This window comes from Paenibacillus sp. OT2-17 (assembly GCF_009827695.1).
Classification (GTDB): Bacteria; Bacillota; Bacilli; order Paenibacillales; family Paenibacillaceae; genus Paenibacillus; species Paenibacillus polymyxa_B.
This window is the reverse complement of record NZ_WUDQ01000084.1, coordinates 1-12,848: the sequence shown is the minus strand read 5'-3', so window position 1 is coordinate 12,848 and position 12,848 is coordinate 1. Positions and strand designations below refer to the sequence as shown.

General features: G+C 47.2%; 7 protein-coding genes and 2 pseudogenes. 2 read left to right on the top strand and 7 right to left on the bottom strand.

The features are described from left to right. Window positions 1–284 (bottom strand): annotated as a pseudogene (locus tag GRP75_RS12530) (BMP family ABC transporter substrate-binding protein); the annotation flags it as partial. Between the two features lie 285 nt (window positions 285–569). On the opposite strand from GRP75_RS12530, the gene GRP75_RS12525 reads away from it, so the two are divergent. Beyond that, window positions 570–3,746 carry a bifunctional cytochrome P450/NADPH--P450 reductase gene (locus tag GRP75_RS12525; protein ID WP_160789466.1) on the top strand — a complete coding sequence of 1,059 codons (3,177 nt, stop codon included), beginning with the start codon at window positions 570–572 and terminating at the stop codon, window positions 3,744–3,746. 94 nt (window positions 3,747–3,840) lie between these two features. On the opposite strand, the gene GRP75_RS12520 is transcribed toward GRP75_RS12525, so the two are convergent. The 5 genes from GRP75_RS12520 to GRP75_RS12500 form a co-directional block, all read right to left on the bottom strand. Then, a complete protein-coding gene (locus GRP75_RS12520) occupies window positions 3,841–4,428 on the bottom strand; it encodes a restriction endonuclease (protein WP_160789465.1) in 588 nt (195 codons plus the stop codon). Window positions 4,429–4,602: 174 nt separating this feature from the next. Next, window positions 4,603–6,012, bottom strand: coding sequence for an aspartate ammonia-lyase (gene aspA, locus GRP75_RS12515; protein ID WP_160789467.1), 1,410 nt, complete (start codon window positions 6,010–6,012; stop codon window positions 4,603–4,605). A gap of 199 nt (window positions 6,013–6,211) precedes the next feature. After that, window positions 6,212–6,742 carry a GNAT family N-acetyltransferase gene (locus tag GRP75_RS12510; protein WP_160789464.1) on the bottom strand — a complete coding sequence of 177 codons (531 nt, stop codon included), beginning with the start codon at window positions 6,740–6,742 and terminating at the stop codon, window positions 6,212–6,214. Between the two features lie 109 nt (window positions 6,743–6,851). After that, the gene (locus GRP75_RS12505) at window positions 6,852–7,253 is read right to left on the bottom strand and encodes a VOC family protein (protein ID WP_023989581.1); all 402 of its coding nucleotides are present in this window, start codon (window positions 7,251–7,253) and stop codon (window positions 6,852–6,854) included. Between the two features lie 115 nt (window positions 7,254–7,368). Continuing rightward, window positions 7,369–10,659, bottom strand: a complete 3,291-nt coding sequence (locus tag GRP75_RS12500; protein WP_237449010.1) for an S-layer homology domain-containing protein — start codon at window positions 10,657–10,659, stop codon at window positions 7,369–7,371. Window positions 10,660–10,965: 306 nt separating this feature from the next. On the opposite strand from GRP75_RS12500, the gene GRP75_RS12495 reads away from it, so the two are divergent. Further along, window positions 10,966–12,120 carry an aminotransferase A gene (locus GRP75_RS12495; protein WP_160789462.1) on the top strand — a complete coding sequence of 385 codons (1,155 nt, stop codon included), beginning with the start codon at window positions 10,966–10,968 and terminating at the stop codon, window positions 12,118–12,120. Between the two features lie 566 nt (window positions 12,121–12,686). On the opposite strand, the pseudogene GRP75_RS12490 reads toward GRP75_RS12495, so the two are convergent. Beyond that, window positions 12,687–12,848 (bottom strand): annotated as a pseudogene (locus GRP75_RS12490) (spermidine/putrescine ABC transporter substrate-binding protein); the annotation flags it as partial.

The window sequence follows — 12,848 nt, the reverse complement described above, 5'->3', positions numbered from 1 at the left end:
TTTTCTTGAGCAAGCTGCTCAAAAGCCGCATCATACGTCTTGGTCTCAGTTATTTCCCGGTATTCAAAAACAATCTTCCCCTCATCCCTTGCCTTGACCAAACCTCGAAAAGCCGCGTCGCTGTAAGATTGGTCACCCAGACCAATATCTGACAGTACGATTCCCACCTTAATGGGCTGAGCCTTGGTTTGTGCTGCCGACTGCCCACATGCACTTAGCAATAATGCAAAGACTGTGACAATGGGAATCCACCTAAAATTTAATAATACAGCTCGCTTTTTCATGACATATCACCTCAGCATAATTTGGAAATCCCCAACATCTTTATATCGGTTATAAAAGCATATTTTTTCATAAGAGTTTCTGTAAATTCATTGTAAATAGAGCATGATAAATAAGATGATTTTTTCTCTATATGTAAAAAGTGTATATTTTCGTACTGCTTTTATTATACGAACTGTCCAAATTCACTTATTTTCGTTTATATCGTAAGAATAAAGTGTAATTTGGAAAACATAGGTACTCTGAAACCATCACTCTATTTCAATCCGAAAGGAGCAACATTAAAAATGACTTCGACAGATTTAATTCCACAGCCCAAAACTTATGGTCCCTTAGGTAATCTGCCCTTGATCGATACACATGCCCCTGTCCAGTCTCTGGTTAAGCTTTCTTATGAGTACGGTCCAATTTTTCGCATGGATCTGCCTGAAGGAACGAACATTTATATTTCCGGTCATAAGCTGGTCGCAGATGCTTGTGATGAATCCCGTTTCGACAAACAAGTGTGGGCTCCATTACAAAAAGTACGAGCTTTTGCAGGAGACGGACTATTCACAAGCTGGACTGAGGAACCGAACTGGCGCAAGGCCCACCAAATTTTGCTACCAAGCTTCAGTCAGAGGGCTATGAAGGGTTACCACAATATGATGCTTGATCTTGCTGTTCAGCTGATACAGAAATGGTCTCGGCTTAATCCCGATGAAAGTGTAGAGGTACCGGAAGATATGACCCGGCTGACTTTGGATACCATCGGATTATGCGGCTTTAATTATCGTTTTAACAGCTTCTACCGCGATCAGCCCCATCCGTTCGTGACCAGCATGACACGCGCATTAGATGAAGCGATGGGTCAGCTGCAACGCCTTAATCTGCAAAACAAGCTGATGTTATCGAAGAAAAAGCAGTTTAAACACGACATCGAAACGATGTTTTCTCTGGTGGACAGCATTATTCAAGAACGCAAAACCCTTGGCAACCAAGGAGAAGAGGATTTACTGGCACGTATGCTGGAAGGCAAAGATCCAGAAACTGGTGAAACGCTGGATGATGAAAATATCCGCTATCAGATCATCACCTTCCTCATCGCCGGTCATGAAACGACCAGTGGGCTTTTATCCTTTGCCATTTACTATTTGCTTAAGAATCCGCGAACGCTAACCAAGGCCTATGAAGAAGTGGATCGTGTGCTCACCGATTCGCTGCCTTCCTATACTCAGGTTCGTGAACTCAAGTACATAAGGATGATACTGAATGAAGCTCTGCGACTATGGCCGACAGCGCCCGCCTTCTCTCTCTTTGCCAAAGAAGATACGTTGCTCGACGGAACCTACCCACTTAAAAAAGGTGACAGCGTCAATGTACTCATTCCAAAACTGCACCGTGATACCGAGGCTTGGGGTGAAGATGTTGAGGAATTTCGACCGGAACGCTTCGAGGACCCATCCGCCATTCCGCAAGATGCCTACAAACCGTTTGGCAACGGTCAACGCGCCTGTATTGGACAGCAGTTTGCCTTACAGGAGGCCACTCTTGTGCTGGGTATGGTACTGAAACATTTTGAGCTGATTGATCATACTCATTATGAGTTGAAAGTCAAAGAGACGCTCACACTCAAGCCGGAGGGCTTCACCATTCAAGTACGCCCGCGCAGCACACAGACGGCTGTCATGCTGCCAGGTGCCGTTCAAGAACTTCATGAACAAGAGGAACACAAGGTTGCACCCCCCCATGCCGAAAAGCATGATACTTCTTTGCTGTCTTTGTACGGCTCGAATCTGGGTACAGCTGAGGGACTTGCAGGTGAACTAGCCGATTTAGGTCGAAATTGGGGTTTCAACAGTAGCATAGCAACTCTGAATGATCGTGTGGACAATTTGCCTAAAGAAGGCGTGGTACTTATTACGACCGCATCTTATAATGGGCATCCGCCGGACAATGCTGATACCTTTGTACAATGGTTGGAGCAGGCAGGCGAAGGGCAACTGGCAGGCGTAAGATATGCTGTATTCGGCTGCGGCGACCGCAATTGGGCCAGCACGTATCAGCGTATTCCAAGGCTGATCGACGAGCTGATGTCTGCCAAAGGGGCAAAGCGACTGTATGACCGGGGTGAGGGCGATGCCAGCGGTGACTTCGAGAAGGATTGGGAAGCCTGGAACCACGGCTTATGGCCGGATTTGTTGAATGCTTTCGGGGTAGAGCACAATGATACAGAACCGCAGGACAGCAGCAGTCTGAGCATAGAGTTCGTCAGCGCCATACTCAGTACACCTCTTGCAGACAACTACGGAGCAGTTACTGCCGTCGTTACAGCGAATCGTGAGCTGCTTGCTGCTGAAAGTGAACGCAGTACACGACATCTGGAGCTCAAATTACCAACCGGATTGTCCTATCGCGAAGGTGACCACCTTGGTGTGTTGCCGCGTAATCCTGCTTCGCTAGTCAAAAGGGTGATGCAACGCTTTAAATTACAGGAACAGGATTACATCGTATTGAGAGGCAGTGACCGGGATGCGGCGCATCTCCCCTTAGATCGGCCTGTCAGTATAGGAGATTTGCTCACTCTCAGTGTGGAACTGCAAGAACCGGCAACGAGAGCCCAGCTACGGCAACTGGCATCCTTTACAGTGTGTCCACCGCACAAGAAAGAAATTGAAGCTTTGCTGGAGGATACTACCTTTGATCGAGAGATACGACAGAAGCGCGTCACGATGCTGGATATTCTGGAGAAGTATCCAGCCTGCGAGCTGCCATTTGAAAACTTTATTGCGCTCTTACCGCCACTCAAGCCCCGCTACTATAGCATCTCCAGTTCACCTCTTGAATTGGCGAATTCGGTGAGTATAACAGTGGGCGTCGTGCGTGGACCAGCCCGTAGCGGACAGGGCGAATACCTAGGAATTGCCTCTAATTATTTGGCACAGCTCCAACCAGATGATCCGATTGTCATTTTTGTGCGTAAGCCTCAGTCGGGCTTCCGATTGCCAGAAGACCCGACCGTACCTGTCATCATGATCGGTCCGGGTACTGGAGTGGCACCATTCCGCGGATTCCTACAGACACGCCATGTACTTAAGGAGAGAGGAGAGCAGCTCGGCGAGGCTCATCTATACTATGGCTGCCGTAATCCGAAGCTCGACTATCTGTACAAGCAAGAGCTGCAAGCTTGGGAGCAGGAGGGAATCGTTACGCTTCATACAGCCTTTTCACGTCTGCCCGATCAACCCAAAAGATACGTGCAGCATGTCATGAAGGAAAATGCGGACGCTCTGATTCACTTGCTTGATGAAGGAGCGCATCTGTATGTATGCGGTGATGGTAGCCGTATGGCTCCCGATGTAGAAAACACCCTTTGTGCAGCTTACACGGAAGCACACCATACCAGTAAAGAAGAAGCACAGCAATGGTTGGATCGTCTCCAACAGGAAAAACGCTATGCCAAGGATGTCTGGACAGGCATCTAATGATAACAGTATAAGAGCAAGCATCATGTTAAAAAATAAAAGGGACTGATTACTGGGCTTCGATCTCGTCGCAGTAGTTCAGTCCCTTTTATGATTATCTTTCATCCCATTTGGAAGCAATCACATCTACTTTGCTTTCTATGAGGTCCATAACCTCCTCGCGCTGCCTAGCCTTGAATAAATCAATCATGTCGATCAAGTCGTTGCGGTCTAATAATTTAACCCCGTTGACAGCAGCAAGTGTTTTACAGGATTCCGTATAACGGCCGGAGGTGATGACGAGGGACTTGTCAGCTGCATAATAACGCATAGAGGTATAAATCTCCTGCACTGCTCCCAAGCCTACCGGATGTTGTACCCCATAACGTTTGGCCTGTATGACAACTCTGACGCCTTCACGGTCTGTAAAAACCAGATCCGCTCCAAAATCCCGGCTACTGGTTGTTTTATAGATGTCCTTATAGCCAAGCGCGGATAATAACCGTTGCAAATAAAGTTCAAATTCCGAGCCATCCTCCATACGATCTATATCCTGAATTCCAATTTTGCGTGGGTCCAGATCACGTAAAATCCGATTTCTGCGACTACGTATCAGTCCTCTGATGATGAGCGCAAACAACACTAAAAGTACAATGAGTCCTATTCCTAATTCCTTGTATGCCAATAATTTCTCTAGCAACATCCAACTCTCCCTTTTCTACCATAAGCGTAGCCATATCATCCTTGACAGGACACTCCCCTATGCACGCTGGCACCCGTATTACATCTGTGTTATCACATAACAATAGCCCCGCCAGATTCGACGGGGCTATCTTCGTCTTGCCTCAAAGCTGTCTAAACTCCATACTCCGCATCATTATTCGCGATTCAGCAAAGATTCTCCGGCAATACCAGGCTGAGTCATTTGGTACGGGTCCAATATAATGTCCAGCTCCTCCTCGGTCAGTACATTGTACAGCAAGCACAACTCACGCACCGATTTCCCAGTCGTAATTGCTTCGCGAGCAATACGTGATACCACCTCATATCCAAGATGCGGATTAAGCGCTGTAATAATGCCTACACTGTTCTCTACATATTCACGACAACGCTCCACATTCGCTTCAATCCCTTCCACACAATGAATGCGGAAGACGTGGAAGCCCTGCTTCATAATTTCCAGCGATTGCAGCAGATTGTAGACCAGTACAGGCTCCATCACATTCAGCTCGAGCTGACCAGCCTCTGAAGCCAAGCAGATTGTATGATCATTACCAATGACCTGAAAAGCAATTTGGTTAATGACCTCACACATCACCGGATTTACCTTGCCCGGCATAATGGATGACCCTGGCTGACGAGCAGGCAGACTCAGTTCTCCCAGACCTGCACGAGGTCCGGAAGCCATTAACCGGATGTCATTTGCCACCTTAGACATATTCATCATACAAATTTTCAAGGCAGCAGACACTTCAGTATAAGCATCCGTATTTTGTGTAGCATCTACAAGATTTTCGTCAGCTTCCACAGGGAAGCCACTGACTTCTGCCAGTACCTCTGCGACACGCTGAATATAACGACGGTCTGCATTCAGGCCAGTACCCACCGCAGTTGCACCCATATTAATCGTTAGCAGGTGCTGCTTGGTCGCACGGACGCGTCCGATATCACGACCCAGCACACGCGCATAAGCCTGAAACTCCTGCCCTAATCGGATGGGCACTGCATCCTGCAAGTGAGTCCGCCCCATTTTAATCACACTATCAAACTCATTTGCCTTGCGGGAAAATGCTCCCTGAAGCTCACTCATGGTGGCTAACAGCTTATCAATCATACTTAATACAGCCAAGTGTACGGCAGTAGGAAAAGCATCGTTCGTCGATTGCGCCATATTAACATGATTATTAGGACTGATCTCCTGATAATCTCCGCGTTGCTTGCCAATCAGCTCCAACGCACGGTTCGCAATCACTTCATTTGTATTCATATTAATGGACGTGCCTGCGCCGCCCTGAATCGGATCGACGATGAAATGATCATGCAACTGTCCTTGTATAATCTCATCAGCAGCCTGAATAATGGCCTCTGCTTTGGGGCGATGTAAACGGGTTAGTTCCATATTTACCGTCGCTGCTCCCTTTTTCACGATCGCCATGGCTTTAATCAACTCAGGGTGCAGTCTTTGGCCTGTAATTGGAAAATTTTCTTTTGCTCTCAGCGTTTGTACACCGTAATAGGCATCTGATGGCACTTCCTTGGTACCTAAAAAATCATGCTCCAACCTCATATTCTCTGATTCCTCCGCTGTGTTTGCTACGTTCTTCAATTCAGTACACCCAAATTGACATAAAAAGACCTTTTCTGATCCCCTCTTTATTATACGTTTCTATTCCCGTGCTTTTCCAGTCGAATAAACGCGGAAAAAACTATGTAATCCTATGACAAGTTATGATTACCCGTATATACCACAATTATTCGGTAAATGCTCAGCTATGACTAGAATACAGATTTAATGGCTTATAATAATATCGAGTGGCGTGCAGCTGACCATCGGCTGATTGAGCAAAACCCGGAATAACACCAGCTTCTACGAACCCGATCGACTCGTATAGTCCATTGGAGGGATCACCCACCCGCGTATCGAGCACCAGTAACGTTCTATCCTGACTTAGTGCCTCTTCTTCCGCTACCTTCATTAACTGTCGTGCGATCCCCAGTCTGCGTCCGGACGGATGCACCATAAGCTTTGCAATTTCCGCACGATGAATAGCGTTAGCTTTTTGTGCCAAATGCAGCTGGACCGTCCCTACAGGTACTCCGTCCTTCTCGGCAATCCACAGAACTACGCCATCCCCAAGTACATTGTTCCAATAAGCTGCTGCTTCCTCATAACCTAATGGGGGTAAGAAACCTATAGATGCACCGTCTGCAACCACGTCGATTAACAGTCGACTCAGTGAATCTGCCAGGGCTTCGCTCAGAGCTTGAACAGGGTAGGCTCTCATTTCGTTAGACATTGTGATTCCTCCCGGTGAGTTCAATAACATACAATAAAGAAAGCAAACTATCTTTTGAGGATAGCTTACTTTCCATGATACTTCGTTTACTTCATCATTCTTATTTCCATTACTGCTCTGCCATATAAAAGAACTCCCACAGATGACCATCCAAATCCTGAAAGCTCCATCCATACATAAAACCATGATCTTGAGGTTCGTTCGAGGGTTTGCCGCCCGCTTCCAAAGCCTTGTGGACAATCTCGTCTACCTTTTCTCGGCTTTCCACCGATAAGGCAACAATCGCTTCTGTACTTTTTGTCGCATCTGAAATTTCTTTTGTCGTGAACGCTTTAAAACGTTCTTCAACCAATAACATGACAAAAATATGCTCACTAACAACCATACAGGTTGCATGTTCATCAGTGAACTGAGCGCTGAATTCAAATCCGATGGTAGTGAAAAAATCAATGGACTGTTGCAGGTTTTTAACTGGTAAATTCACAAAAATTTGTTTAGCTGTTACTCCCACGACATTTCACCTCTTCATTCGTAATTCATTCTACTTTATCATACTACCTCTCCACAAAAGATAACTTAACTATCGTATAAAGTCAATCAATCTGACATTTGTATAGTGAAGTCTTCTATTCCCAATGTAGCTTATCCAGTGTGCGTGATAATACAGCCGGAGCTGCCCATGTAGAGATCTCCTGCGCATCCGATAATGACACGGATTTACTCCCTGTTGCTTCTTCTGTATTTTCTTCTGTATTCCCAGCGAAGCGTAAGGCTCTCTCTATGATCACAGCCAGTTCCTCCCTCGATACCGGTGTATTAGGACGGAAGCTTCCATCAGCATACCCGTTGATCAGCCCGGCTGCTGCTGCGGTACGTACGGAATCCGCATACCACGATTCGGTTTGAACGTCGTCAAAGCTCGTCAGCGTGCGATCTGTATGCTCCAGTCCAAGCACCCGAATCAGCATCGCTGCCAGTTCAGAGCGTCGCACCTGGCCTTCAGGCTCAAAATGCATATTCGCTAAGTCCCTTTCACGAGTCGCACTAGCTGTAGACGCTGTTGAATCGGTCCCCGTCACAAGCAGGCGAGTCGCCAGCCGTGTAATATCCTGCTGCGCCCAATGACCGGATATATCTATGAACGATCTGACTTCACCAGAAGCCCCGCCATCAAGCACAGCGTAAGTCCCTCCCGAACGTCCATACACGGTTATTTCCTCACTCGCAGCGTGAAAAGGAACAGGCTGATAGGACAGCTGTCCGGCTTGGTTGGTCGATACCTTCACTAGAGCAAGCTGGTCTGCATCGACCGTTGCAGGAACACGTAACAGATAACGTTCATACCCACTACCAGAATCTCCGTTACCTGCCAAAAGCTGTTTCCGTCCATCCTCGTTTCTCAGCTCAGCGGCCATATCCAAAGCCTGTAACAGTTTGCGCCCTGTCGGAACATCCAAGCGTTTAGCCAGTTCTTCGTTCGAAGTGATGGAAAAATTCAAGGAAATTTGTTTTACAGGAACCTGCCAGGTATCAGCCAGTTTCTGAAGAGACAAACGACTTGTTGCTACTTCATATCCACCTTGTGGCGTTTCCACTCGAAGGGTACGAATACGGTCGTTCAAGACGTCTCCCAAAGCTTCCCCGCTTAAATGAATCTCATACGTCCTCGCTTCTACTTGCTCCCCTGCACGGATCACAAGCGTACCCTTCGCGCCATTTTGAATGGCCTTTTGTATTTCAGCAGCCGGTACTTGAGCAACTGCCTTTTTCAGTCCGTTTTGCTCCACTCCGATCATTACAGACTTGACTTGCACCACATTTGTACCAGACAGGCTGCTTCCATTGGGTTCACTACTGGCAGTCTGACCCTGCCCATTTACCGTTCCATTCATGTTACTGCTACTGCTATTCCCAGCGTTGGCGTTTCCAACGTTATCCTGCTGATCCTCATCGTCATCGTCATCGTCATTTCGGCCACTCCCACCATCTGTTGGTGGTTCTTCCGTTTTGCGCGGCAAATCTATTTGCGCAACCAACGGATCATGATCGCTGACCCGCCCGTCTGCCGTACTAAAGTCCGCATTCATATGAACGATATCCAGCACGGATGTTTTGCTCAGTGATGGGCTGACCAGCATATGATCCAATGTTTGCGAGTTGCCTTCATAAATATAGGAGTACCGTTCCTTTTCATCCAAATTGTCAATCAGATTGGTCAATTCCTGCCCCCGTAGCAAAGCCAGCGTTTCCGAAAATTGAAAATCATTCAGGTCACCGAGCACCACCATATTGGCCTTAGGGTTTACTTGCAGTACCGACTTTACAAAGCCATTCACAATCGTTGCAATCTTCGCACGCTGTATTTCGCTGCTTCGCACAGGTGGCTGAATTCCTCCAAATGGCGCTTGATCGCCCCCTTTGGAATTAAAATGGTTAGCGACCACAATCACCTGCTGGCCTTCAAACTCAAATTCAGCGGCCAGCGGCTTGCGCGAGTCTTCAAATGACACATTCAGGGGATCAATCCGACCCGGGTTGAGAGAGAGTCCCTGCACTCCATAAGTGACAGACGTAACTGAATCCCCCTTGGGCTTGTCGGTCAGCGTAACACGTTGCGGATTGTACAAGAAGCCAACACGGATATTGCCACCGGGGGCACCGCCATCCTTATTATTTTCAGGGGCAATATCTGTAAAAGCGTATTCCGGGCCTCCATGAGCACGAATTGCCTCTATGAGCACACGGAAGCTTTCGGAAGCGTCTGTGGTGCCATCATCCTTCTCACCGTTATTATCCTGCACTTCCAGCAATCCTATGATATCCGGATGATTCAAATTTACGGCGATAGCCTGCCCCAGCTGATCAATACGTTTTCCATCACCGGGATCAAAGTTTTCCACATTAAAAGAAGCTACTGTCAGCTTACGATCATCGCGTATCAAACGCGTATTGGCTGGCTGGAGGCCACCAGGTACAACATCCGGCAGACGCTCTGGCAGCAGCTTATAATTGCTAAAGCTATAGCTCACCACACCTGTGATAGGACCCGCAAAACGATCGCCTGTCTTCAACGGTGTCGAAGGCTTCGCATCAATCAGAATCCGTTGCGGGTTCAGACTTCTTTCTGTCAGCATGAGTCCGCCTGCCTCCGTTACAACCTCACCTGTGTTTGGACCGTTATCAATTCGGACTGGAATTTCATAGCCATAAGGACCAATCACAGTGGCATCCTTCAACTCTACACGCATGCCTTCCAGGCTTTCGAAAAAGTCCAAGCCATCCTCCTGTGGATTAAACACCGCCATTCCGTCATTATCCACAACAGATGTCGGCATCACACGTCCCTGTTCACCTAGCAAAATTGGAGATGGCAATGGACGGTCATTGGCAATTACCTTAACCGAAGAAGCCACAATTTCTGTGGTCGTCAAGTCGATTGGCTTACTTGCATATGTTCTTTCCGTGTATTCCTTCACCGAACCGCTAACCCTTACCTCATCCCCTACCTGTGCACCGTGACTAGGCTTGTACACTAAAATGGCCTCGGATGTTTTTTCATCCTGATCCACTTGATCATCCATCTCTTGGATATAGAAGCTGCTCCCCTTCACCATTGTGACAACGCCTTCAATATCCGCTACTTTTTGTCCTTCATATGGAGAACGGTGTGCTACCCCCTGTATATCGTGGATGCGAAGCTTTTTAGGAAAATAGACATCTGCATATACACTTGCCCCTACAGTTACGGGTGAAGGTTGCACCTCTTTTCCTGCAAAAGATGCAGGCTCTGCCGAAGCTTTTCCACTGGACAACCCTACCGGCCCTCCAGCTGAAAGCACCAGTATGACACTGAGCCATGTGATTCCGAACCTTTTTAATTTCGTGGGTAATATTTTTACTATGTATTCTTGTTTCATCAAAAGATACTCCCCTCCCCATTTTTACTATGATTACGCTTACAAATATATTCTTCTTTTAAGATACCATAAATTAGTCAATTTAGTACCTTAATTATGTAAGGATTTTGCAAAATTCGATTCCAGTCGCTCCAAAGTGCAATATATAGACGCACTAGACCACTTCGGTCTATATATTGTTCATTGGAAGTCGCTTATTGAATTTTTGCAAAACCATCATATAAAAATGAATTCTTCTTGCCGTAGCATATTCAGATCAAATTATTGTAAACTTGTTCTAATACAGAAAAAGGTGGCACATAAGCTATGGAGCATTTGCTTAACGATCAGGTTAAAAACATTCAAATCAGCGGCATCCGCAAAATCGCCAACAAAGTTGCCGTATTACCCGGAACCCTGTCATTAACGATCGGACAGCCGGACTTCCCTACCCCTGCGCATATTATGGAAGCTGCCCATCGGGCGATTAACGAAGGACGCACCTCCTATACACCTAATCCGGGACTGCCGGAATTACGAGAAGCCGCAGCGGCGTTTGTAGCTCGTAAATACGGCCTGAATTACCGTGGACAGGATGAGGTTATCGTAACGAATGGAGCCAGTGAAGCGCTGGATATTACTTTACGCACGATTTTGTCACCCGGCGATGAAGTCATTCTGCCAGTGCCGATCTACCCAGGGTACGAGCCATTGATCCGTTTGTCAGGCGGCATTCCTGTGTTTGCCGATACCCGCAGTAGCGGCTTCAAGCTTACGGCCGAGGTGCTGGAGCCTTATCTGACCGAACGGACAAAAGCAGTCATTCTCGGATATCCTTCGAATCCAACCGGACGAGTGATGAGCCGTGAAGAACTGGAAGCGGTCGCGGATTTACTGAAGGAGCGTGATCTGTTTATCATTTCGGATGAAATATACAGTGAACTGATTTACGATACACCCCACGTGTCCATTGCAGCTCTACCAGGTATGCGGGAGCGTACCATCGTCATCAACGGTCTGTCCAAATCACATTCCATGACGGGATGGCGCATTGGTTTTACACTTGCACCCGCTGAAATTACACAGCACATGGTCAAAGTCCATCAGTACAACGTAACCTGTGCCAGCTCGATTAGCCAATATGCTGCCCTGGAAGCCTTGACCACTGGTGTCGATGATGCACTTCCGATGCGTGAGGAATACCGCAAGCGTCGTGATTATGTACATGGAAGGCTGACAGACATGGGTATCCCGCTGGAGAAACCCGAGGGAGCCTTTTACCTTTTCCCTTCCATCGCGCATTTTGGATTAAGCTCTATGGATTTTACCTTGAAGCTGCTGGAAGAGCATGGAGTGGCTGTCGTACCTGGAGATGCCTTTTCTTCCTATGGCGAAGGATACATTCGCTTGTCTTATGCTTACGGGCAGGATGTGCTGGAGCAAGGGTTGGATAAAATAGAGAGGTTTGTTAAAGGGTTATAGGGAGTTAAGGCGGGAGGAGGCGCTACGCAGTCCATTTGATCTTCCGATCGCTGTTGCTGGGGGATTCTTCATATTGTATAAAACATTTTATAAGTAAGAATCCCACTAAGCATATGCTTCCGAAGTGAGCTTTCCTTTGGAAAGCCTTTAGGCGAACGCTCCGCTTCTCCAGATTCAAATGGCCCGCTTCGCTCACTGCCCGCCTTAAAATCCCACAATTCTCTAACGTGTGTGTGGAGTATGGGAAAAGAAGTACAATACTCACCCGCTTTACACGGTGAATAAACAAAACAGGCCCTTGAATCACCTGTACGGGTGGTTCAAGGGCCTGTTCGCTCTTCCTCTACTCCCTCACCTGGTGTGGGATTGGATGGGTGCGTACCTTTAAGCACGGTGCAGCGGAGGGGGCGGAATGGTGCTGGACAAGCGAAGCGGTCGCCTTTAAAATTCCGATTTTCACCTTTAAATATTCAATCAAAAAAATCGGAATTTAACAGCGATGGTAAGCACCATCCACCACCGCAGCGACCTTTAAAGCACCAACCCCTAATCCCAACGCCACTCCCCTACTTTAAATGCATTTTGAATTGCAGGAACAATTCATTGTAATGAGCGAGCATGCGCTTGCCCAGATTGTTGTATACTTCCAGCTTGTCAGTAATTTCCGACGGAGGATAAAAACGCTCGTCACCAGAGATATCTTCAGGCAACAACTTCTTTCCATCCTC

Coding starts and splice junctions, on each gene's coding strand:
- GRP75_RS12525 (WP_160789466.1), top strand. CDS start 570: ATGACTTCGACAGATTTAATTCCACAGCCCAAAACTTATGGTCCCTTA.
- GRP75_RS12520 (WP_160789465.1), bottom strand. CDS start 4,428: ATGTTGCTAGAGAAATTATTGGCATACAAGGAATTAGGAATAGGACTC.
- aspA (WP_160789467.1), bottom strand. CDS start 6,012: ATGAGGTTGGAGCATGATTTTTTAGGTACCAAGGAAGTGCCATCAGAT.
- GRP75_RS12510 (WP_160789464.1), bottom strand. CDS start 6,742: ATGTCTAACGAAATGAGAGCCTACCCTGTTCAAGCTCTGAGCGAAGCC.
- GRP75_RS12500 (WP_237449010.1), bottom strand. CDS start 10,659: ATGAAACAAGAATACATAGTAAAAATATTACCCACGAAATTAAAAAGG.
- GRP75_RS12495 (WP_160789462.1), top strand. CDS start 10,966: ATGGAGCATTTGCTTAACGATCAGGTTAAAAACATTCAAATCAGCGGC.